Annotated in this window: 21 protein-coding genes; 11 read left to right on the forward strand and 10 right to left on the reverse strand. The window is 71.9% G+C overall.

Features of this window, described 5'->3' with window-relative positions; translation table 11 throughout:
- The first annotated feature begins 271 nt into the window (after positions 1 to 271).
- Together ABT170_RS00515 and ABT170_RS00520 are read left to right on the forward strand one after the other, a co-directional pair.
- A complete protein-coding gene (locus ABT170_RS00515; RefSeq protein ID WP_329943380.1) occupies positions 272 to 1483 on the forward strand; it encodes a helix-turn-helix domain-containing protein in 1212 nt (403 codons plus the stop codon).
- Positions 1480 to 2028 carry a flavoprotein gene (locus ABT170_RS00520; RefSeq protein WP_329943379.1) on the forward strand — a complete coding sequence of 183 codons (549 nt, stop codon included), beginning with the start codon at positions 1480 to 1482 and terminating at the stop codon, positions 2026 to 2028. Before ABT170_RS00515 ends, ABT170_RS00520 begins: the two co-directional genes overlap by 4 nt.
- Positions 2029 to 2537: 509 nt before the next feature.
- On the opposite strand, the gene ABT170_RS00525 is transcribed toward ABT170_RS00520, so the two are convergent.
- The 3 genes from ABT170_RS00525 to ABT170_RS00535 form a co-directional block, all read right to left on the reverse strand.
- Positions 2538 to 3212: a nitronate monooxygenase gene (locus ABT170_RS00525; protein WP_329943378.1), complete on the reverse strand. Its 675-nt coding sequence runs from the start codon at positions 3210 to 3212 to the stop codon at positions 2538 to 2540.
- Positions 3213 to 3397: 185 nt separating this feature from the next.
- Positions 3398 to 3673 (reverse strand): beta/alpha barrel domain-containing protein, encoded by a 276-nt coding sequence (locus ABT170_RS00530; protein ID WP_329943377.1) that lies wholly within the window; start codon positions 3671 to 3673, stop codon positions 3398 to 3400.
- 144 nt (positions 3674 to 3817) lie between these two features.
- Positions 3818 to 5266, reverse strand: coding sequence for an MFS transporter (locus ABT170_RS00535; protein ID WP_329943376.1), 1449 nt, complete (start codon positions 5264 to 5266; stop codon positions 3818 to 3820).
- Positions 5267 to 5439: 173 nt separating this feature from the next.
- Between ABT170_RS00535 and ABT170_RS00540 the strand changes: the two genes are divergently transcribed.
- The 4 genes from ABT170_RS00540 (at position 5440) to ABT170_RS00555 (ending at position 7194) form a co-directional block, all read left to right on the forward strand.
- Complete coding sequence (locus ABT170_RS00540; RefSeq protein ID WP_329943375.1) at positions 5440 to 6240, forward strand: helix-turn-helix domain-containing protein; 801 nt, start codon at positions 5440 to 5442, stop codon at positions 6238 to 6240.
- A gap of 87 nt (positions 6241 to 6327) precedes the next feature.
- Positions 6328 to 6546, forward strand: coding sequence for a hypothetical protein (locus tag ABT170_RS00545; RefSeq protein WP_329943374.1), 219 nt, complete (start codon positions 6328 to 6330; stop codon positions 6544 to 6546).
- 5 nt (positions 6547 to 6551) lie between these two features.
- Positions 6552 to 6896 (forward strand): DUF8108 domain-containing protein, encoded by a 345-nt coding sequence (locus tag ABT170_RS00550; protein WP_329943373.1) that lies wholly within the window; start codon positions 6552 to 6554, stop codon positions 6894 to 6896.
- 76 nt (positions 6897 to 6972) lie between these two features.
- Positions 6973 to 7194: a DUF2277 domain-containing protein gene (locus tag ABT170_RS00555; RefSeq protein WP_329943372.1), complete on the forward strand. Its 222-nt coding sequence runs from the start codon at positions 6973 to 6975 to the stop codon at positions 7192 to 7194.
- An 8-nt stretch (positions 7195 to 7202) separates the two neighbouring features.
- Here ABT170_RS00555 and ABT170_RS00560 read toward each other — a convergent pair whose 3' ends face one another.
- Positions 7203 to 7886 (reverse strand): DedA family protein, encoded by a 684-nt coding sequence (locus ABT170_RS00560; protein WP_351863207.1) that lies wholly within the window; start codon positions 7884 to 7886, stop codon positions 7203 to 7205.
- Between the two features lie 212 nt (positions 7887 to 8098).
- Here ABT170_RS00560 and ABT170_RS00565 point away from each other — a divergent pair, with 212 nt between their 5' ends.
- Complete coding sequence (locus tag ABT170_RS00565) at positions 8099 to 8866, forward strand: superoxide dismutase family protein (protein WP_351863209.1); 768 nt, start codon at positions 8099 to 8101, stop codon at positions 8864 to 8866.
- A 93-nt stretch (positions 8867 to 8959) separates the two neighbouring features.
- Here ABT170_RS00565 and ABT170_RS00570 read toward each other — a convergent pair whose 3' ends face one another.
- The 3 genes from ABT170_RS00570 to ABT170_RS00580 all read right to left on the reverse strand — a co-directional run bounded on the left by ABT170_RS00570 (position 8960) and on the right by ABT170_RS00580 (position 12051).
- Positions 8960 to 9418 carry a DoxX family protein gene (locus ABT170_RS00570; RefSeq protein WP_329943369.1) on the reverse strand — a complete coding sequence of 153 codons (459 nt, stop codon included), beginning with the start codon at positions 9416 to 9418 and terminating at the stop codon, positions 8960 to 8962.
- A 113-nt stretch (positions 9419 to 9531) separates the two neighbouring features.
- A complete protein-coding gene (locus ABT170_RS00575) occupies positions 9532 to 11202 on the reverse strand; it encodes an alkaline phosphatase D family protein (protein WP_351863212.1) in 1671 nt (556 codons plus the stop codon).
- Between the two features lie 204 nt (positions 11203 to 11406).
- Positions 11407 to 12051: an HNH endonuclease family protein gene (locus ABT170_RS00580; RefSeq protein ID WP_266930313.1), complete on the reverse strand. Its 645-nt coding sequence runs from the start codon at positions 12049 to 12051 to the stop codon at positions 11407 to 11409.
- Between the two features lie 374 nt (positions 12052 to 12425).
- On the opposite strand from ABT170_RS00580, the gene ABT170_RS00585 reads away from it, so the two are divergent.
- A complete protein-coding gene (locus ABT170_RS00585; protein ID WP_329943367.1) occupies positions 12426 to 13160 on the forward strand; it encodes an ABC transporter permease in 735 nt (244 codons plus the stop codon).
- Positions 13161 to 13413: 253 nt separating this feature from the next.
- Here ABT170_RS00585 and ABT170_RS00590 read toward each other — a convergent pair whose 3' ends face one another.
- Positions 13414 to 14076: an HAD-IA family hydrolase gene (locus tag ABT170_RS00590; RefSeq protein ID WP_329943366.1), complete on the reverse strand. Its 663-nt coding sequence runs from the start codon at positions 14074 to 14076 to the stop codon at positions 13414 to 13416.
- Between the two features lie 230 nt (positions 14077 to 14306).
- Positions 14307 to 15581, reverse strand: coding sequence for a peptidoglycan-binding domain-containing protein (locus ABT170_RS00595; RefSeq protein WP_351863215.1), 1275 nt, complete (start codon positions 15579 to 15581; stop codon positions 14307 to 14309).
- Positions 15582 to 15717: 136 nt separating this feature from the next.
- Between ABT170_RS00595 and ABT170_RS00600 the strand changes: the two genes are divergently transcribed.
- Entirely contained in the window at positions 15718 to 17760 is a 2043-nt protein-coding gene (locus ABT170_RS00600) for an MFS transporter (RefSeq protein WP_329943364.1), read from the forward strand.
- A gap of 143 nt (positions 17761 to 17903) precedes the next feature.
- On the opposite strand, the gene ABT170_RS00605 is transcribed toward ABT170_RS00600, so the two are convergent.
- Entirely contained in the window at positions 17904 to 18386 is a 483-nt protein-coding gene (locus ABT170_RS00605) for a GNAT family N-acetyltransferase (RefSeq protein WP_329943363.1), read from the reverse strand.
- 81 nt (positions 18387 to 18467) lie between these two features.
- Here ABT170_RS00605 and ABT170_RS00610 point away from each other — a divergent pair, with 81 nt between their 5' ends.
- Positions 18468 to 19619 carry a serpin family protein gene (locus ABT170_RS00610; protein WP_351863573.1) on the forward strand — a complete coding sequence of 384 codons (1152 nt, stop codon included), beginning with the start codon at positions 18468 to 18470 and terminating at the stop codon, positions 19617 to 19619.
- A gap of 266 nt (positions 19620 to 19885) precedes the next feature.
- A complete protein-coding gene (locus ABT170_RS00615) occupies positions 19886 to 22057 on the forward strand; it encodes a bifunctional glycosyltransferase 87/phosphatase PAP2 family protein (RefSeq protein ID WP_351863217.1) in 2172 nt (723 codons plus the stop codon).
- The last annotated feature ends 271 nt before the right edge of the window (positions 22058 to 22328 follow it).

Raw genomic sequence — 22328 nt, forward strand, 5'->3', positions numbered from 1 at the left:
GGCACTCACGGGGAAACCACGAGTACGCGGCACCTGCGGCCGGCCGGACCCGCTGCTCACCGAGGTCGACACCCAAGTCGGTGCCGAGCGGCTCCGCGCACCACGTACATGCTGTGCCGCACTGCTGCTGCTCCGACAGTGTGCTGACTGGCGGTAGTTCCCTCACGGTCATCGCGGTCCCCGTCGGTTGACGATCTGCTGTCCCTGCACGGTAGGGCGCGGTACAAGAGGGGTGGGCACGCAAAGTGCGTGCCCTGTTCGGAGGCGCTCCGTGGACACTGGACGCATCGGCCGCCGCATCGCCTATTGGCGTGAGCAGCGCGGTTTCACCCAAGCCGACTTCGGACGGCTCATGGGGCAGACCCGCAGGTGGGTGCAAGACCTCGAAGGCGGCCAACGCCAGCAGGACCCGCGCTTATCCGTGCTGGTGCGCGCAGCCGATGTCCTGCGCATTCCCTTGGAGCAACTACTGATGGACGGGCCTCCTGAGCCGCCCCCGGCGACCACGCCGCCTGTCGAGGCGCTTGCCGTCATTGATGTCCTGTACCGCAACGACGACGGGGATCCCCCGCCGCCGCTCACGGAGCTGCGACGTCGGCTCACCTATTGCTGCGAGGCATTCCAGGCCTGCCACTACGGGGCACTCGGCCGGGATCTGCCCGCGCTGATCGTCAAGGCCAGGCAATCCGCCGCGCAAGCCGGCACCGAAGCCAGCGAGGCCCACGCCCTGTACTCGCGGGTGCTGCAGCTGACCGCTTCCTTCCTTCACAAGTACGGTCCGGCAACAGCAGTTCAAGCTGCCGTAGTGGCCGACCGAGCCTTGGCTGCGGCCGAACGCTCCGGCGACGCGGTCGCAATCGGCGCGGCATCGAGGCGGGTAGCGAAGTCGCTCACCTACCAGCAGCAGCCCCGAGCAGCCGTGGACTTCGCCGTAGGTGCGGCTCGGCGTCTGGCCACGGGCTTGGAGGCGAGCGGCCCTCTGGGGTTGTCGACGCTCGGCATGCTGTATCTGAACGCGGCGATCGCGGCCGCGTCCCTGGGCCGGTCGACGGCCGCGGTTCGGCAAGCCAGTGAACACGTCGACCAGGCCGCCGAGGTGGCTGATCAGCAGGGTGCCGACCTCGACGAGGACTACACGATGTTCGGGCCGACGAATGTGAGTCTCCACCGGGTGGATGTGCTGACCAGGTTCGAGGACGGGTGGTCGGCGATCGAGGCCGCGGACGGCCTGGAGGGTGAAGCGCTGTACGGGCTGTCGAAGGAGCGGCAAGCGCAGCACCTCATCACGATGGCACGCGCTCAGCTCTTGACACGGCGGAAGGAAGCCGCCGCTGAATCGCTGGTTGCCGCAGCACGGCTGGCCCCGGAGGAGGCCATCGGCCGGCAGTCCACTGTCGACCTCGTCGCCGACGTGGTCGGAGCGACCCCGGCTCCAGGCGGGGATTTGCGCCGCCTGGCCGCGCAATGTGGACTCCCCGCATGACGAAGCGAGTTCTCTACCTCATCGCCTGCGCGGCCGGCCCGACCCAGTACATCGACGAGGGGGTGCGGCAGGCGCAGGCCTGCGGCTGGGACACCTGCCTCATCCTGACCCCGTCCGCCGCCCGCTGGTGGGATCCGCGCATCGGAGAGTTGGAGGAGCTGACCGGGCACCGAGTCCGTTCGCAGTACAAGCTGCCCAGCGAGAAGGACGCCTTGCCGAAGGCAACCGCCATGCTCATCGCCCCGCTGTCCTGCACCAGCCTCAACAAGTGGGGCAACGGAGTCTCCGACACGCTTGCGTTGGGGCTGCCCTCGGAGGGCGTGCACATGGGCGTACCCGTCGCTGCGATGCCGTACTTCAACCGGGCACAGGGTGCTCAGCCGGCCGTGGCCCGCAGCATCGCAGACCTGCGAGCGCAGGGCGTCGCCTTCCTCGACGGCCCGGACGGGTACGAGTCGCACCCGCCGAAGAAGGGAGACCCTCGATCCTTCCCGTGGCACGCCGCGCTGGACGCGGTCGGGTCCATGGTCGGGGCTGCGCCTTAGGGTCCGGTTCGTGGCAGATATCGAACTCACCGACGAACTAATCACCGTGGCCATCGCAGCAGTCGTGCGGCAGGCCATCACCGCACACACGCAGGCAATCGGACAGGACCGGTACAAGGTCGAGGCTGGACTGAAGTGCCTGGTCCACCCCCTCCGAGCCCCCAGCCGACGCCGCCCGACCCCAGACAGCACGAAGCCCCCTCCGCCCGGGGAGAAGGGGGCAACCCCGCGGTGCGGGGACCATGGACGCCTCTCCATCCGCGGGTACGCGTACCGAGGGCCATCCCCGCGCATGCGGGGACCGCGTGGTCGGCATGGAGGCCACCGACGAGGAGACCGGAACAACCCCGCGCATGCGGGGACCACGCGAGGGGCATCGGCAACGGCACCAACAACCTCGGATCAACCCCGCGCGTACGGGGACCACATTTTCTGACCTGCGATTTCATGCGAGGCGGCCACGTGGATCGGTCACTTCACCGACCTGGATGCTAACGGCGAACCCGCCGCTACCGCAGGGTCATGGTCCAACCGGTGGCTGGGATCCAGTGCCGGCGGCGGTCGGAGGCCGTACCCAGCCGGGCGCGCAGGGCCAGCAGGCCCCGCCGGGCCACGCTCACGGAGGCCTCTGGTCCCCTTGTCCGTGTCCGTGACGCGCCACGTACCCGGCACCGGCGGGCCGGGTGGGTCAAGTCGCGCCCGGCTCGGGCGAGGGCCTCCTGGGCATGGGTGGCCATGGTGGTGACCACGGTCTCCGCCGAGGGCGGGTCGGTGATGAGGTCGACGGCCTCGCCCGCCCAGGCCGGCTGTGGGGGCACCGCGCCTCGTGCCACGCTGTCCTCGTACGCCTGACGGGCCCCGGGATCGGCGGCGAGTTCGGTCTCCCGGCCGCGCCGGCGGTCGAGGCAGGGGTGGCCGAGGGTGCGGGCGGGGTACCTCGATGGCCATGAGGCGCCGCGTGCGATGGGCAGGACGGTGCTGGGCTCGGTGTCCTGCCCCCGCCCCGCGATGATCGACGCGGTGATCGAAGGACTGGCCAGGGATTCGGTGGTGGCCGGGAAACGGGTGCCGATGAGCGCTCCGGCGGCTCCCAGCACGAGAGCCGTCGCCACGCCGCGCCCATCCGCGATCCCGCCCGCCGCCAGCACCGGTACCGGACCCGCGAGATCCACCACGGCGGGCACGAACGGCGGAGTGGACCGCCGCGTACCGCTCCGTGTCCGCCGCTCTCGGTTCCCTGCGCCACGATCACATCGGCGCCCGGGTCCACGGCCTGTGCGGCCTCCTCCGGATCGGTGACCTGATGGATCGCAGAGCCCCCGCCCGGCGATCCGTTCCGCGTACGGGCTCGGACCGCCGAAGGACGGCGTCACCGCGCGGGGCCGTAGCGCGACGCCGTCTCCACCGCGGTGAGATCGATCGCCCAGGTCAGGAATCCGACACCCCACGGCCCTTCGGCTCCCGCCGCGATCGGTACCTCACGCGCCGGCCATTCCGGGTCCCCGTACGTGCCGCCCGGTATCCCGAATCCGCCGGCCCGGGAGACGGCCGCCGCCGGCGCTCCACCGGCGGTCCCGCCCATCGGAGCCAGCGCGATCGGATACCGCACACCGAGCATCCTCGTGAACGCCGTGGATATCGCCATGCGTTCATCGTGCCGCCCGGTTCGAGGGGCTGTCCCGCATCTGCGTCACCACCCCGCACCCCGCAGTCCGTGGGCTGCGGGGTGGCGCGGTTCGTCCGCGGAATTCGCGAGGTCACCGACGTACCGACGACACCGGGCCGGGGTCTACGCAGACGGGTCCGATTGCCGCCCGGATGCCGTGGAACGGCCCTTCTTGAGCGCGATGGTGATGAGTACGGCGCCGGCCACGAGGAGCGCGGCAGCGATCCTGAGTGCGTACGAGAAGCCCTCCGTCGCGGCGTGCACGGGGCCGTTCTCCGTGGCCAGGGCGTCGCTGCGGCGTGTGGACAGGGCGACCAGTACCGCCAACCCGACCGCACCGCCGACCTGTTGGACCGAGCTGAGGACGGCCGAGCCGAGGCCGGCGTCATCCTCGGTGGTGCCGGTGAGGGCGGCAACGGTCAGAGCGGGCAGGCTCATGCCGCAGCCGAGGCTCGTGACGAGCAGGCCGGGCAGTGCCCCCGAGACGTAACCGTCCTCCGGCGTGATGCCGGACAGCAACAGCAGTCCGACCGCGCTGATCAGGAACGACACGACGAGAGCCGGGCGCGTCCCGAGCCTGTCCACGGCGCGGGCGGAGAGCCACATCCCGGTGAGGATGCCGGCTCCGAAGGGCAGGTAGGCGAGTCCCGCCGTGAGGGGGTCGTAGCCGATGGTGGTCTGGAGATGCACCATCAGCAGGAAGGCCATCGCGTAGAAGGCGGCGGAGAACAACAGGGTCGCCCCGTTGGCGACCGCGCGGATGCGGAAGGACAGGAACGACAGAGGCACCAGTGGTTCGGCGGCGCGCGCCTCGACCGCCGCGAACGCGACCGCCAGTACCAGGGCGAGAACCAGGGGGACGACAGCGGTCGGGTGGCCCCAGCCCGAATCCCCGGCCCGGAGCAGACCGTAGACCAGGGACAGTACGGCTCCGGTGCCCAGCACCGCACCGGGTACGTCGAGGCGTACCGCGCGACCGGCGCGGCTTTCCGGGACCAGGCGTGGGAGCAGTGCCAGGGCGGTGACGGCCACCGGCAGGTTGATCAGGAAGATCCAGCGCCAGGACGTGAGCCCGGTCAGGACACCGGAGATCACCAGGCCCAGCGAGGCGCCCAGCGCCGCGATACCGCCCCAGATACCGAGTGCCCTGGCGCGCTCCCGGTCGCCGGGGAACAGGAGCGCGATCAGCGCCAGCGAGGACGGGCTCGCCATGGCGGCTCCCGCACCCTGGACGAACCGGCCCGCCACGAGCTGCCAGGGCTCCTGCGCGAACCCGCAGAGGAGACTCGCTCCACCGAACAGCGCCACACCCATCAGGAAGACGCGTCTGCGGCCCAGCAGGTCCGCCATACGGCCGAACAGCAGCAACAGCCCGCCGAAGGCGAGGAAATAGGCGTTGACGACCCATGCGAGGCCGCCGGTGCCGAAGCCCAGGTCGTCCCGGATGCTGGGGAGCGCGACGCTCACCACGTTGTCGTCCAGGACGAGCATGAACTGAACGAAGCAGAGCACGACCAGAGCCGGTCCGCGGCGGCCGGTGGCGGTGGCCGCCGCGCTCGGCGCCGAGGTCATGCCGGGTTCCCTGTGCCGGCGGGCGGACGGTGTGAACTGCGTAAGCGAACAAAGGGTGTTGGGCGAGGTTTCAGCATGAGGGCGACGCTACGTACGGCATGCGCAGGCCTCAATCCGCTACAGGGCCAGGGCATATCGCGTTGAGGACATGTCGAGGGCATACGGTGGAGCGCATGACTGAGGGCGATATGGGGGCCGTTCCCGCCGGGGTGGGCGCGATCGTTGTCGGGAGCTTCCCGCTGGTGTCCGGGCAGTGGTTCGTCTCGCACAGTCACCCGCAGCACCAGCTGGCCTGGGCGAGGCGCGGGGTGCTCGGCGTCTCCGTCGGCGATGCCTACTGGGTCCTGCCCCGCACACGGGCGCTGTGGCTGCCCGCGGGGGTCGTCCACCGGACCGGCGCGACCCGGGACGCGACACTGTGCAGCCTCTACTTCGAGCCGGACCGGTGCGCCCAGAACTGGTCGGAACCCACCCCGGTCGGCGTGGACGGACTGCTGGCCCACCTGATCGACTACCTCGGCCGGAACGACCTTCCCGACGCCGAGCGGCTGCGGGGCGAGGCGGTGGTGCTGGACCTGCTGCGCCCCTTGCCGGCGACCCCCATCGATGTGCCGGAGCCCGACGACGACCGGGTTCGCGCGGTGGCCGAAGCACTGCTCGCCGACCCTGCCGACCTGCGGAGCCTTGAGGCGCACGCACGGGCCGTCGGGGTGAGCCGACGCACCCTGACCCGGCTGTTCGTCCATGACACCGGAATGAGTTTCGACCGCTGGCGCACCCATGTACGGCTGCGGGCGGCCCTTCCGCTCCTGGCCGAGGGCCTGCCCGTCTCCCGGGTCGCGCACGTCGTGGGGTACGCGACACCGAGCGCCTTCCTCGCGGCGTTCAGGCGGACGGTGGGCACATCCCCGCGCCGCTATCTCCACGGCGAACCACCGGTCGACGAACCCGCTGCCCGGCTCCGCGACGGGTGACCGGGACGGAGCGGCCACCGTCCCGGCCGGTGCGCGGTCCCTCCCCGCCGGGATGCGGTCCGGCTGTGCTCAAGGCACCGTGGAGGCATGGCCGGACATCCGCCCGTGATCGTTCATCCGCCTTCGCCTACCGGTGGGCGGCGAGTGACCGTGCGCGGTCAGATCGTGGGACTGGCGCACGGGCGCGGCGATGTCGCCGCGCTGCTCAGGGAGGCGGGACTCGCCGCGGGTGAGGATGAGGCCGTGGAGCTGGATCAGCCGGACCTGATCGAGTGGCGAGGCGGCGACCTCGAAACCTGGAGGTGATCCCCGTGAAGCTCCGACGTGCGCCACGGGGATGCGCTTCCATCGAACCGCCCCCCGGCTACTACACCGCGAACGGTGAGCCGCCCGACGCCACGCAGCGCGGCCTCATCCTCGACTGGGTGGTCAATCAGCGGATCGCGAGCGGGTGGCGGGTGGAGTCACGGTCCGGGGCGCAGGTGGTGCTCGTGCGCGGACAGCCGGTGAACCACGTGCTGCACGCCCTTCTGACGGTCTTCTCCTGCATGCTGTGGAGCGTCGTGTGGCTGGGGGTGGCCGTGACGAATCGCGTCGAGCGCGTGGCCCTCACCGTCGACGCCCAGGGGCACATCGTCACCGTCACCGCACCGTGAGCGCGCGGGCGCGGGCGGTGCGGGGGTGATGGGGAGCGGCGAAGCCGTTGTCAGTGGTGCGGTACACACTGGAGGTATGTGCCGAAGCATCAAGACCCTACGTCCGCCGGCCATGCCCGAAGAGGCCACCGAGGAGGACATGCGCGCCGCCGCCCTTCAGTACGTACGCAAGGTGTCCGGGTTCCGGGCGCCCGCCGCGCACAATCAGGAGGTCTTCGACCGGGCCGTCGACGAGATCACCGCCGCCACGATGAAGCTGCTCGACGGGCTGGAGGTGCGTGGCGCCGCACGGGCGTGACGCGGCTGTCAGGAGTTGGCCGGAGCCGGAGATGACGGTGCGGTCGCCGCCGGTACCGGTGTCTGCACGGGGCCGGCCGCGGCGGCCGGGCGCCGCACCACGAGTGCCGCCAGCGAGCCCGCCACGAACAGTGCGAGCACCGAGACCGCCGTGCCGAACCACGTGGCGCCCAGCCACTGACCGCCGAAGTAGCCGAGCCCCACGCTGTAGCCCGCCCAGGCCACACCGGCCAGTGCCGACCACGGCAGGAATTCCTTCGCCGTGCGGTGGGCGGCGCCCGCGCCCAGGGAGACCACCGAGCGGCCCGCCGGGGCGAACCGGGCGACGACGACGAGTGCGCCCCCGCCACGGCTGAGCGCCGCGCCGAGGCGTTCCTGCGCCGTGGTGAGGCGTCGAGAGCGGGCTATGGCGCGGTCCAGCCGTTCGCCGCCGCGCCAGGCGAGGCGGTACGCGACGAGGTCGCCGAGCACCGAGGCGGTGGCCGCGCTCAGGGTCAGTACGAGCAGCGACGGCACCTGATGGGCCGCTTCCCCGGCGCCGACGGTGGTGGAGCCCGCGGCAGCCGCCGTGGCGGCGGTGATCACCAGGACGCCACTGGGCAGGAGAGGTACGAAGACGTCCAGAAGCACCGAGAGTGCGACCACCGCGTAGATCCATGGGCTGCTGGTCAGCGCGCCCACACTCTCAAGCACTTACTACTCCCCGATTCGTGTCAACGCCGCGACGTCGCAGGGGAGCGGCAGGGGCGGCAGGGCCAGCTGTACAGCGTACGCCCGCTGTTCACCCGGAGATCGCCAGGAGTGGGTGATGTTGTGCAGCTCACGTACACCTCGGGAGGTCGCTGTCGTTAGGGCCGGGGGGAAGGGCCCGGCGAGAACGAGGAGCAGCGGATGAGGAGCAGCGGATGACGATTCGAGCAGCGGTGGTACGGGTGGGGCGAGCGGGAACAGCGGCGCTGGCGGTGGCCACGGCCCTGGTACTGGCGACCGGCGGGGTCAGTGGTGCGGAGGGGACGACCGGTGCGGATGGTGCCCACAGTGCGGGCGGGGTGAACAGTGCGGATGGAGCCAGTGGTCCCGGCGGGGGCAGTGGTGTCGGCGGGGCGGGCCGCGTGGACGGGGTCAGTGGTGTCGGCGGGGCGGGCCGCGTGGACGGGGGCAGTGGTGCGGAGGGGGCGTGGGCCGGTCGTGGTCGTGCGGCGGGCGGTGACGGGACCGGATACGACATGCGGACCTCGGCCCGTTTCGCCCCGCCCGGCGCGTTCCTTCCGTCCCGTGCCCTCACGTACGACATGAACCTGGTCCCCGCGGGGGCCTGGATCGAGGTCGAGCAGCGGTCGGACAGTTCGGGCACCCGGGTCGCGGCCCGGCTGCGTGGGCTCGTACCGGACCGTGCGTACGGGATGCATGTGCACACCTCCCCCTGCGGTGCCGACCCGAAGGCCGCGGGGCCGCACTATCAGCACCGGGCCTCGGCGACCGCGGACCCGGTCAATGAGGTCTGGCTCGACTTCCGGACCGATCGGTACGGGAACGGCTCGGCGCGCGCCCGGCACGGCTGGGGGTTCCGGGAGGGCGGTGCGCGGTCGGTGATCATTCACGATGCGCAGGGTGGCGCGGGTGCCCGGGCCGCGTGCTTCTCGGTGCCGTTCGGGGTGTCCGGGCGGGGGTGATGCCGGTCGGCCCCGCGCATGGGGGGCGGTGCGGCGCCCGGCTCCTCCCCGCCGTCGCGGAGGAGCCGGGCGCCGTACCTCGGTCGGGGTCGGTCAGAGTGTGACGGCCGCGTGGTTGCGCGGGTGCTCCTCCCGGCGGGCGCTCTCGGCCCGTGCGGAGAACAGCCGGTCCAGGGCCACGGCACCGGGGCCCGTGAAGACCAGCAGCAGGAACGCCCAGCTGAAGAAGGCCGCGGCCTCGCCGCCGTTCTGGAGGGGGAGGAGCGACTGCGACTGGTGCACCGAGAAGTACGCGTACGCCATCGCGCCGGAGGCGACGAAGGAGGCCGCGCGGGTACCGAGGCCGAGTGCGACCAGGGTGCCGCAGATCAGCTGGATGAGGGCGGCGTACCAGGTTGGCCAGGTGCCGGCCGGGGTGGCGCTGCCGCTGCCCATGTGGCCGCCGAGGATTCCGAAGATGGAGGAGGCGCCGTGGCAGGCGAGGAGGAAGCCGACGACGAAGCGGAACAGGCTGATCGCGTAGGGCCGTGCCTGGTTCAGGGGTTCGAACATGGGGGGATGGCTCCTTCGGTCTGGTGGGGACGTGAACCGATTGAGCGCATCAGGTTAGGGAGACCTCACCATTACTTGCAAGTTCAACATTCGGTTGAGTGGCCGAAAACTGACTACTCTCCGCTGGTGAGTGATCGCTCCAGAACGGTCTCCAGCTGCGCACCTGTGGCATTCCCCTTGGCCTGAACCAATGTCAGCGCAGCTTTCCGGCCATCCAGGGTGAGTGTCATCAACTGGTTGCCGAACCATGGCCCGCCCGACTTCCTCCAGCGCATCGGCGGGCTCCCCGTGCGACCGTGCCGCGCCAGTGCCCGGCCGAGCCATCGCCCCGGCCGGCTCCAGCCGAAACGGAAGCCCGCTCTGATCGTCGCCGGGATCGAGTTGTGGACGGGAGAGCAGGTCAGTTGCAGGATGCGGGAGTCCGGAGGGCCGCCGGGGGTGGAGGCGGGCCACTCGGGCTCGGTGATGTACGCATGGTGCACATCGCCCGATAGCACACATACCGTCGCCGGGGCGTCCGGACCGTTTCCCGCCTCCCGCAGCAACTCCGTCAGCAGGCGGAAGGATTCCGGGAAAGCGGCCCAGTGTTCCAGGTCGGACGCCCGGCGCAGCTTCTCGCCGAGGCGTGCCCAGCGCTCTCCGCGCCCGCCGCGGCACATCGCGGCGTTCCAGCTCTCCGCGTCATGGATGAGCGGTGGCAGCAGCCATGGCAGCGAGCTGCCGATCAGGAGATGGTCGTACGAACCGGGGTCGGCGAGCGCCTCCTCGCGCATCCAGCGGGCCTCGTCGGCGTCGAGCATCGCCCGGCTTCGTTCGTCGAGAACGCGGGCCGCCCGGGTGTCCACCATGAGCAGCCGTACTCGGCCGAAAACACGCCGGTAGCTCCAGCGCGTACGGGTGGGGTCGGCGTCCGCCTCGGCGGCGAAGAGCCGCAGCGGTCCGGTGCCGTCGGGGGTGGCCCGGACCGCCGCGTACAGCGGGTCCTCGGCCAGTTCGGCGGGGGAGAGGTTGCCCAGGTGCTGATAGACCCAGTACGACATCAGCCCGCTGACGATGCGCTCGTGCCACCAGGGAGTGGCCCGGATGTCCGCCTGCCAGGCGGCACTCGTGTTCCAATCGTCTACGACGTCATGGTCGTCGAAGATCATGCAACTGGGGACCGTGGACAGCAGCCAGCGCACCTCGGGGTCGCGCCAGGACTCGTCGTACAGGAGCGTGTACTCCTCGTAGTCCGCCACTTCGGCACCCGGCGGCTCCGCCAGGTCCCGGCGCGACGCGATCCGGCGTCGGGTCGCCGGTGATGTCTCGTCCGCGTACACCTGGTCGCCGAGGAGCAGCAGCACGTCGGGGCGTACGGCGCCGGGGTCGGCGGCGAGGTGTGCCGCCAGGGTGTCGAGCGCGTCCGGGCCCACCGGGTCCGGCTCACCGGCGGGTGCGGAAGCCCAGCGGCAGGAGCCGAAGGAGACCCGCACGCTCTGCCGCCCGGCGCCGGTGGGGGGCGTGGTGATGGTGCTCGCCGGGAAGCGGGACTCCTCGGGCGGCCACACGCGCCGGGTGCCGAGCAGCACCTCGTACGCCGTGGTCGAGCCGGGCGTCAGCCCCGTGACGACCACCAGGGCGTAGTGGTGCCCCGCGACCGCGAACGTCGGGGACGAGCCGGACGCCCCGTCCGCGCACCGCACCTCGACGGTGCACGGACGGTCGGTCTCGACCCAGACGGTCGCGTGGGAACCGGACTCCCAGTCGACGTACCGCAGCAGTGGTCCCAGGCGCAGCCCGGCCATGTGGTGCCCTCCTCGCGCCGCGCCGGGTGGTCCGGCCACGGGTGGGCCCCGTGGTGGACGGCCCGTACGGTACGGAACGACGGAGAAGGGCGTAACGGTTCCGCCGGCCTCGCCGGCCGGGTCGGCAGTCGCTCCGCCGGTCGGTCGGCGGTTGTCCTGCCGGGTCGGCGGTTGTGCCGCCAGGTCAGCGGCTGTCCTGGCGGGTCAGCAGTTGTTCAGGACGGACTGGAGCGCGCTCTTCTCCGCCGAGTCGACGCTCAGGTCGTAGTAGTGCTTCACGTGCACCCAGGCGCGGGCGTAGGTGCACAGGTAGGCGCTGCGCGACGGGAGCCACTCGCCCGGGTCCTGGTCGCTCTTGGACTGGTTGACGTTGTCCGTGACCGCGATGAGCTGCGGGCGCGTCAGGTCGTTGGCGAAGGACTGGCGCTGGGCCGTGGTCCAGCTGCTCGCGCCGGAGCGCCAGGCCTCGGCGAGCGGGACCATGTGGTCGATGTCCAGGTCGGAGGCGGCGGTCCAGGTCGCTCCGTCGTACTCGGAGTACCAACTGCCGCTGACCGCCGCGCAGCTGGAGTTCTGCTCGACGTTCGTACCGTCGCGCTCCAGCACGACCTCGCGGGTGTTGCAGGCGCCCGACTGGGTGATCCAGTGCGGGAACTTGTCCCGGCTGTAGCCGCTGGACGAGCCCTCGGTCTCCACCGTGAGCTGGCCGAGGTAGGTGCGGGCGGTGGACGCGCTGACCGGCGTGGGCATGGCGGCCTGTGCGGTCGGGGCGGTGAGCAGTGCGGAGGTGGCGGCGAGGGCGGCGGATGCGACGACGACGCCGAGGCGACGCGCGTAGACACCAGACATGCGAACTCCCTTGATGTGGGGGGATGTTGGGCTGGCGACCTGGTGAAGCCCGGCCATCGTGGCGGCGCCGGGTTTCCGGGAGAAGGTCATCAGGTAACAGGGTGACGACATGCGCACGTCACATCAAGGGGTCTTGCGGATCGGTCTGACGTTCAGTCCGAAGTTTGTACTGTTTGTCGTACGGCGTTTGTCTGTGCGGGGGTTGATGGGCGGCGGCCGTCCCCTCGCGGCCCTCTCCGTGCCGGTGGCCGGTGGTCGGTGGCCGGGCGCTGGGTGCCGGTGGTCGGTGCCGTACGCCGGACCTGGGGCGCGAGGTGCCGGTGGTCGTCGCCGCGCGCCCGCCGGGATGACGGGACAGCCTTAGAGTGGCCCGCGTGCTGCTTCCGGTCACCATGACGCTCGGGATCGTCCTCGCCGTACTCCTGGCGTTCGCGACCGCCGTCGCCGCGTGGGCCTCACTGGGCCGTTCGCGCGAGATCGCCGTCGCCGGGCTGCGGGCCGCGGCTCAACTCGCCGCGGTCTCCCTGGCCATCGGCTGGGTGGTCCACTCGCTCGCGCCCCTGCTCGGCTTCGTGGCGCTGATGTTCGTGGTGGCGGTGTGGACCGCGGGGCGCCGGATCACCGGCAACCGCACCTGGCGCTGGGCGGCGCTGCCGATCGGTGCCGGGGTGCTGCCGGTGGTGGGCGTGCTGCTGCTCACCGGTCTCGTGCCGGTCCGGGGCATCGCGCTCATCCCGGTCACGGGCATTCTGATCGGGGGCGCGCTCACCGCTACGGTCCTCGGTGGCCGGCGCGCGCTGGACGAACTCGGCACCCGGCACGGGGAGGTGGAGGCGGGGATGGCGCTCGGGATGCAGGACCGGGACGCCCGGCTGGAGATCGCCAGGCCCGCGGCGTCGGACGCGTTGCTGCCGGGGCTCGATCAGACCCGGACGGTGGGGCTCGTCACCCTGCCAGGCGCGTTCGTGGGCATGCTGCTGGGCGGCGCCTCACCCGTGGAGGCCGGCGCCGTGCAGTTGTTCGTGCTCGTGGCACTGATGGCGGTGCAGGTGGTGGCCGTCGCGCTGGTGCTGGAGCTGGTGGCGCGCGGACTGCTGCACCGCGACTGAGTCCGAGGGACCGGGGACCGGGGCGGGCGGCTCGGGCGGGATGGTGCCGGGGCGGTGGCGGGGGCGGGGGTCGTGGGGCCGGGGGCGTCCGGGCCGCGGGCCCGCCGGGTGTGCCAGGGTGCCGGGAGGTGCCGGAGGTGCCCGGCTGTGCGGTGGTGGGGCTTCTGGGCTGCGGGTTCGTGGGGCCGCGGGGTTTCCGGGGTTGCGGGGGTTTTCCGGGCCGCCGGGGTTTTCAGGCTGCGGCGAGCAGCGCTCAGCGGTCGCTGATGTGCAGACGGATCGTGCCGTCCGCCGCCGCTTCCACCCGGATCTGTGTCAGATCCTCGACATGGGCGTCCGGGGACAGCGCGGCGGCTCGCGGGCCGACCCCCACCACACGCATGCCCGCCGCCCGGCCCGCCGCGATGCCCGCCTCCGAGTCCTCGAACACGATGCAGTCGGCCGCGTCGAAGCCCAGCTCGGCGGCGCCCTTGAGGAAGCCCTCGGGGTCCGGCTTGCTGGCGCCGACCAGTTCGGCGGTGACGCGGACGTCGGGCATCGGCAGGGCCGCCGCCGTCATCCGGGCCTGTGCCAGTGCCGCGTCCGCCGAGGTCACGAGCGCGTGCGGGAGCGCGGAGATCGCGGCCATGAAGGCGGGTGCGCCGCCGACCGGGACGACGCCGTCCATATCGGCGGTCTCCTCGGCGAGCATGACCTGGTTCTCCGCGTAGTTCTGCTCCATGGGGCGGTCCGGGAGCAGGACGGCCATCGTGGCGTACCCCTGCCGGCCGTGGACCACCTTGAGTACGGCCACCGGGTCGAGCCCCTGCTTCAGTGCCCAGCGATGCCAGCAGCGTTCCACTACGGCATCGGAGTTCACGAGGGTGCCGTCCATGTCCAGAAGGAGGGCGCTTGCGGTGAGGACGGTGGCCGACATCGGCTGGCTCCTGAGCGCGGGGGGTGTCGCGTGCACCTCGGCGCGAGGTGGCGCGGGTGGCGTGGGTGACGCGGATGACGTACAAGAGCGGCCCCGCCCGCCGGTCAGGGAGTGCGAGCGGAGGCCACTTTGTTCCATCACGATACAAAAAGGCGCGCCGGAATGCGAATCCCCTTCTTCCGGTACCGGATCCGGCACCATCCCGGACTCGGTCCCCCGCCTCCCGTACGTCAGTGGCCGCCGCGCCCGCTCGTCTCCGCCTCCAGCGCGCGCCGGGTGTTCGGCCCGTACACGCCCGCGGGGTCGCCCTGGATCGCCTTGTACGACTGATAGACGCGTACGGCGTCCTCGACCCGGCCCGTGTAATCGGCGTCCGAGGGGCCCTGGTAGAGCCAGACCTCCTTCAGGCGGTTCTGGAGTTCGGCCACCTCGGGGCCATGGTCGCCGGGCCGCAGCGTGGGGCCCGCCAGTTGGACGGGCGGCGCCGCGGACGGGGTGCCCGGGGGCTTCGTGCCGGAGGCGGAGGGGGACGGGCCGGGCGCGGTCGGCGAGGCCGGTGCGGACGCGGAACCGGTCGGCTCCGCGCTCTTCGACGGTGAGGCGGAGCCGGAGGCCGACGCGGAGGGCGACGCCTGGGCCGAGCGGGACGTCGAGGGCGACGCGCTGGCCGACTCCGACACGGAATCGGCCGGTCCCTCACCCATGCCGTCCGGGGCGCTCGTGGACATGTCCGGCAGGGCCTCCTGCCGGCCGTCGTCCCCGGAGAACAGCCCCCCGGCGAAGGCCGCGACGCCGACCACCGCGACCACCGCCGCCCCGGCGGCGAGCGCCGCGAACGGCCGCCGCCGACGGGGCTGGACGGGGTCGGCGTCAGGGTCCGGGCCGAGGCCGGTGGAGGGTGTGCGCCGGTGGGCCTCGTCCGGAAAGCCCTTCGCGGTGTCCGCCGGCGGACCCGCGACCGCGCCCAAGGGTCCGTACGGCGTCGCGTGCCCCGCGCCGTATGCCGCGCCCTCCGCTCGGTGCGCCGCGCCGTCTCCGTACGCCCCACCCCCTGCTCCGTACGCCGCCGCGCCGCCGTCTGCGTACGTTGCGCCGCCTCCGTACGCCGCCGTGCCTGCCGCTCCGTCCAGGAACAGCGGCATCGTCGTGTCGGCGGGGTCCGGGGCGATGTGGCCGTGGACGGGGTCGCGGTGCGCACCGTACCGATGGGCGTCGTCGGCTCCCGCGCCCGTACCGGCGCCCGTGCCGGTGTCGATGTGCTCGTGGTCGGCGGTGGTGCCTTCGCCGGACAGGGTCACGTACGGCCTGATCCGCAGCGGATCGAAGTCCTCGGCCGCGGCGGTCTCCGCCGCCCGCGCCGCCCGCCGCTCCTCCCCGGTGAGCGGTGCGGCCGGCCCGCACGCGCACGCGTCCGGTCCGCCGGCCGGCGCGTCCGGCGCCTGACCTGCGACCGGCTCTCGTCCGACGCGTCTTCTGCCGCACTCCGGGCACATATGTCCGGTCATAGTCGGTCCCCTCCCCTTGAGCTGCCTGCGATTATGCAGGCCGTCACCGCGGAGCCCAACGACGCGCGGCCGCTCGGCAGGCCGTAACCGGGCAAAACGTCCAGGATGGGGGTGTATCGGATCCGAGGAGATGCTCATGGCCCAGCAGCTGAGCCCGCCGCCCCCCGTGCCGGGCGACGCACGGTCGAAGCGAACCGTCATGGTGGCCATCGGCGCACTGCTGCTCGGCATGCTGCTCGCCGCACTCGATCAGACCATCGTCTCCACGGCACTGCCGACGATCGTCAGCGACCTCGGCGGCATGGACCATCTGTCCTGGGTCGTCACCGCCTACATGCTGGCGGCGACCGCGGCCACCCCGCTCTGGGGCAAGCTCGGCGACCAGTACGGGCGCAAGAAGCTGTTCCAGACCGCCATCGTCATCTTCCTCATCGGCTCCGCACTCTGCGGCCTCGCCCAGAACATGCCTCAGCTGATCGGCTTCCGGGCCCTCCAGGGCCTCGGCGGCGGCGGGCTGATGGTGCTGTCGATGGCGATCGTCGGTGACATCGTCTCGCCGCGCGAACGGGGCAAGTACCAGGGCCTGTTCGGTGCGGTCTTCGGTGTGACGAGCGTGCTCGGGCCGCTCCTCGGCGGTTTCTTCACCGAACACCTCAGCTGGCGCTGGGTCTTCTACATCAACCTGCCGATCGGCGTCGTCGCCCTCGTCGTCATCGCCGCCGTCCTGCACATCCCGGTCCGTCAGTCCAAGCACACCATCGACTACCTCGGCACCTTCCTCATCGCCTCCGTCGCGACCTGCCTGGTCCTCGTCGCCTCCCTCGGCGGCACCACCTGGGCCTGGGGATCGGCGCAGATCATCTCCCTCGCCGTGCTGGCCGTGCTGCTGCTCATCGCCTTCATCGCGGTCGAGCGCCGCGCCGCGGAGCCCGTACTGCCGCTGAAGCTCTTCCGGATCAGGACCTTCAGCCTCGTCGCCCTCATCAGCTTCGTCGTCGGCTTCGCGATGTTCGGCGCGATGACCTATCTGCCGACATTCCTCCAAGTGGTGCACGGCATCACCCCGACGATGTCGGGTGTGCACATGCTGCCCATGGTGTTCGGCATGCTGATCACCTCGACCGGCTCCGGCCAGCTCGTCAGCCGCACCGGCCGCTGGAAGGTCTTCCCCGTCGCGGGCACCTTCCTCACCGCGATCGGCCTGCTGCTGCTCCACCGCCTCGACGAGACCAGCTCCACCTGGGAGATGAGCGTCTACTTCTTCGTCTTCGGGGCCGGGCTCGGTCTGGTGATGCAGGTCCTCGTGCTGGTCGTGCAGAACGCCGTGACGTACGAGGATCTGGGTGTCGCCACCTCCGGCGCGACCTTCTTCCGCTCCATCGGCGCCTCGTTCGGGGTGGCCATCTTCGGCACCATCTTCACCAACCGGCTCACCGGCAAACTCAGCAGCGCCCTCGAAGGCCGCTCACTGCCGCCGGGTGTCGATGCCGACCGGCTGGCGGCCGACCCCCGGGCCATCGGTCAGCTGCCCGCCGATCTGCGCCCCTCGATCCTCAGCGCGTACTCGACGTCGATCACCGATGTCTTCCTGTACGCCGCTCCCGTCGTCCTGGTCGCCTTCGCCCTCGCCTGGTTCCTCAAGGAGGACAAGCTGCGCGGCTCGGTGACCGCCCCCGACACCAGTCAGACCCTGGCGTCGAACCCCGTGGAGCGCTCCTCGTACGACGAATGCGCCCGTGCCCTCTCCGTGCTCGCCACCAGGGAGGGGCGCCGCGAGATCTACGTGAAGATCACCGAGAAGGCGGGCTACGACCTGCTGCCCGCGGCCAGCTGGCTGCTGCTGCGGATCAAGCGGCACGGCACCGTCGAACCCGCCCGGCTCGCCGACATCGCGCCGGTGCCCCTCAGGGTGATCAGCGAGGCGGCGCGCCAGTTGGAGGAGCGCGGGCTGGCCCGGCGCGAGGGGGTGCAGCTGGTCCTCACCGAGCCGGGCTCGGAGGTCGTCGTCCGGCTCGCCCAGGCCCGCGAGGACTCGCTCTCCGAGCTGCTGGGCGACTGGTGGGGGCCGGAGCGGCCCACCGATCTGGTCAGGCTGGTCGTCGAGCTGACCGCCGAGGTGAGCGGTTCGAGCAGGGAGCGACCGCACATGCCGGAACCGCGCCGCGACCACGCGGCCTGAACACCGGTCCCGCGCCTCGTTCGTCGCCCCGCCCCGCCCCGCCTCGGCTCCCGGCCCCGCCCCTCGCCTCGCCTTTGTCCCGCCTCTCGCCTCGGCTCCCGTCCCGCCCCCTGCCCCTCGTTCGTCGCCCTGCGTCTCTCGCGTCACAGCTCCTTGGCGAACCAGTGCTCCGCGAACTGGCGGTGGTGGAACGCGGGCACCTCCCGGTAGCCGTGCTTCGCGTACAGTCCGCGCGCCTCGACCAGGTCGTTGCGGGTGTCGAGCCGGAGCAGCCGTATCCCGAACGCCCGTGCCGCGTCCTCGACGGCGGCCAGCAGCTCTCCGCCGCCCCCGGTGCCGCGGAAACCGGGACGTACGTACACCCGGGTCAGCTCCGCGATGCCCGCGTCCGCGTCCGTCACGAGAAACCCCGCACAGCTCGCGGCCCTGCCCTCGTAGCGGCCGACGACGAACTGTCCGGTGGGCGGTACGAGCCGGTCGGCGCCGTCGTCGGTGAGCCCTTCGTCGATCTCCTCGGAGGTCGCGGGCCGCTGCCAGTAGCGGCTGGCCACCTCGTCGTAATAGTCCCGGCGCAGCACCGCCGCGTCGGGGGAGTCGAAGAGTTCAGGCGTCACGTTCCACGTCATGTGGTTCATTCTGACTTCCGGACAATCGGATGGCGAAGAGATTACGTGGAGGGGGAATCGGTGGCACAGGGGACGGATTCGATGGAGCGGGCCGGGGCGGTCCGGCGGCTGGCCGAGCTGTGGACGCGGGAGCTGGCGGGTCCGGCCCGTCCGGTCGGCGAGAGCTTCGTGTGCTCGCCCGCCGGTCTGTGGCTGGCCCTGGCCGCCGTGGCGGCCGGCGCGCGCGGCGAGACCGCCGACGAGCTGCGCGCGCTGCTCGGGGTGGCCGAACGGGAGGCCGGACCGGCCGTGACGGAGGCCGCCCGTGAACTGGCCCGTACCGAGGCGCTGGGTGTGGCGACCAGGGTGTGGAGCAGGGTGCCGGTGTACCGCGCGTACCGGGAATCGCTGCCGGACATCCGGTTCGGCGCGATGGATCCGGCCCAGGCCGATGCCTGGGTGCGCGAGGTGACCGGCGGACTGATCGAGAGGCTGCCGCTGGAGATCACCGACGAGACACTCCTCGTCCTCGTCAACGCGCTGGCCCTGAAGGCCCGCTGGGAGGTGCCGTTCGAGGGGCGGCGCACCCGTGACGCACTGTTCACCGACGCTGCGGGGGTGACCCGTCCGGTGCCGACCATGCACAAGGGGGTGGCGCTGTCGGACGCCTGGACGGTGGGCGGCGCGTACGTCGTCGAACTGCGCTGCGAACTGCGCAGCCGTACGGAGGCGGGCGCCGGGACCCCGGACGGTGGGACCCCGGCCGCTGGGACCTCGGGCGGTGGGGCTCCGGCCCGGGTGCGGTTCGTCCTGGGGGAAGCGGGCGCGGGCGCGGCACAGGTGCTGCCCGCGGGCTGGGCGCCCCGGGAATCGGGCACCGCGCCGGACGCCGACGACGTGACCATCGCGGTCCCGCGCCTCACCCTGCGTACGACTGTTCAGGCCTCCGAGCAGCTGCCCGCGCTCGGCGTGCGCCGGGCGACCTCCGACGGCGCGGAATTCCCCGGGCTCTCGCCCGAGCCGCTCGCCATCTCGCAGGTGGTGCAGGAGGCCGTGCTGAAGATCGCCGAGGAGGGGGTGGAAGCGGCGGCCGTGACGGTCGTCGCCATGCGGGCCGGGGCAGCCGCGCCGCGCCCGCGCCGCGTCCGGCACATCGCCTTCGACCGGCCGTTCGGCGTCGTGGTTCTGGACGGTGCCGGAGCGACTCCGCTGTTCGCCGCCTGGCAGGGGGACACACCGGTCCACGAGGGCTGATGCCTGCGCGAGGGCTTGAATCCCTTGCGCGAGGGCCGAAACGCCCCGCGCGAGGGCCGAAACCCCTTCTGCGTGAGGGCCGATCCCCGCGCGAGGGCCGAATCCCCTGCGTGCGTGGCGTTGCGACATGCCGACGGAACATGTCATTCGCGCATTCTTTCGGACAAATGCGTGATGACAGTCAGGCGAAGAGGGGGTTGATTGTGTCTACCTCATAGGGCAATGCGAGGCTTCATCCGCACGTCCCCGAGTCGAAGGGGCAGTGCATGAAACGGTGGGAGGGTCGGCGCAGCGTGGCGAATGCGGATCACAGTGTGCGCGGGAACGCAGCCACGGACACGGAGTCGAGGACCGGGCTGACCCGGGCCGTGCTCTGGCTGGTCGTGGCCGTACTGGCGGTACGGCAGATGACGGTGGTGCTCCGGCAGCCCCCGGGCGAACGCCTCACGGACCTGGAGACATGGATCGGGGAGAACGGGGTCCTGCATGTGCCGGGATCGCTGTACGACTCCGACCGGTTCACCGGGACGCCCTTCGCCGGGCTGGTCCTCAAACCGCTCACCGCCTCGGCCGAACAGGCACTCGGCGTCGCGTGGACCTTCGGCTCCCTGCTGCTGGTCGCCGCCCTCGGCATCGTCGCGGCCCGCGCCCTGCCGGCGCCCGTCGGCCGCCGTACGACCCTGCTCGCCGCGCCCGTGGCGATCAGCCTGCTCATGCTGTCGCTGCCGGTGCGCAACGCGCTGTATCTCGGCCAGACCAGCATCCTTCCCGTTCTCCTCGTTCTGCTGGCCTGCTTCGTGGTCCGGGGCGAACGGGCGTCCGGCGTCCTGATCGGCATCGCCGCCGCCCTCCAGCCGACCGTCCTGCTGTTCGCGGCCCTGCTCTGGCTGACCGGCCGGCGCCGGGCCGCCGTGACGGGCGGTGCGGCCTTCGCCGTGGGCACCGCGGTCGCCTGGGCGGCGATGCCGCACGACTCCTGGACCTACTGGGTCCACCATGTCGCGGGAGCCGGACTCGGTGAGCGGCCGGACAGCCTGGCCAACCAGTCGCTGCACGGTGCGCTGCTCCGGCTCGGCCTGTCGGGTCCCCTGGAGATCGTCCTCTTCCTCGCCCTGGCAGCCGTCGTCGTCGTGCTCGGACTGCGGCGCGCGGTGCGGTACGCGCGGGACGGCCAGCTTCTCCTCGCCGTCGCCGTGACCGGCTGCGTGGTCGTCGCCGTCTCGCCGACCGCCTGGCAGCACCAGCTGCTGTGGGTGCTCCTCGCGGTGGTCGGCAGGGTCGGGAAGCGGGCCGCCGACCGGCTGGTCTGGCCGGCCGTCGTGGTGCTCGTGCTCACGCTGCCCGGGAAGATGCTGCTGCCGAACATCGGGGCCCTCCTGCCCGTACGGGACAACGTGCTGCTCCTGGCGGCGCTCGGGGCGGCCTGTGCGGCGCCGTTCCTGCCGCGCACCTCGCCGTACTGGCAGCGGCCGATCCCCACCGAGTACGCGAAGCCGGTCGCGGCGCGCTGGAGCCGCGTGCCGCTCCTGCCCTTCTGGCGCCGGGTCTTCAGCCGTCCCAACCTGCTGCTGGAACTCCTGCTGATCCGGGTCGTCTACTCCGCGTACGCCCAGGTCAGGCTGGCGGCGACCGCCGGCCGGGCCACCGCCGAGGAGCACGGCCGGCAGATCCACTCCATCGAACAGTGGCTGCACATCGACATCGAGCACTGGGTCAACCACGCGGTCGTGGAGATCAACTGGCTGCGCGAGTTCTTCGACTACTACTACTCGACGTTCCACTTCATCGTGCCGCTGACCATCCTGGGTGTGCTGTACGTGCGCCGGCCCGCGGACTACCGCTGGGTCCGCAGCTCCATCGGGTTCGCCACGCTGCTCGCGCTGGTCGGCTTCTGGCTCTACCCGCTGGCCCCGCCGCGCCTCATGCCGGGCCTCGGGTTCATCGACACGGTCCACGGGGTGCAGGACTTCGCGAAGCCGGACTACGGGACGCTGACGACGGTCACCAACCAGTACGCGGCGATGCCGTCGCTGCACTTCGGCTGGTCGCTGTGGTGCGGTGTGGTGATCGTGATGCTGGCGCCGAAGATGTGGATGAAGGCGCTCGGGCTGCTGCACCCGCTCTTCACGGTCTCCGCGATCGTGGCGACCGGCAATCACTGGGTACTGGACGCGGCCGGCGGCGCGCTGGTCGTCTCGCTGGGCTTCGGGCTGACGTACCTGCTGTCGGGGCCGCGGAAGCTGCGGTCGGGGACGGCGGGGGAGTCACGGCCGGAGGACGGGGCGAAGGTCCCGGCGGCAGTCGCTACGGAGGCCGGGGAGGCGAAGAGCGAGTCGGCCCCCGCATCGGCCCCCGCATCGGCCGCCGCATCGGCCGCCGCACCGGCCCCCGAGTCGGTGCCACCGGTTTCGCAGGCCGGCGCGGGCGGCAAGCAGTAGGCCCAGGCGGCGACCGCCGCCACCGTCGCAGGCCGAAGGGGTGCCAGGACGAATGACCGTCCCGGCACCCCTTCGGCGTGGATCGCCGCGCCCCCAGCATCCGCCACGACCGGCCCCTCCGCCACTCGAACGGCTCCCCGCGGCGGCCCGAGGGCCCGCTCACCCCTGCCGTTCCGGCCGGGCTCCGTCCCGTACCTGCGCGGCTGCCCTCCGGCACCCCGGCATACCGGTCCACCGGCGCCCCGGCCCACCGGCGGACTGCGGCCGTTCG

Origin of the sequence: Streptomyces sp. NPDC001787 (genome assembly GCF_040297465.1) — a bacterium.
In the GTDB taxonomy this organism is placed as follows: Bacteria; Actinomycetota; Actinomycetes; order Streptomycetales; family Streptomycetaceae; genus Streptomyces.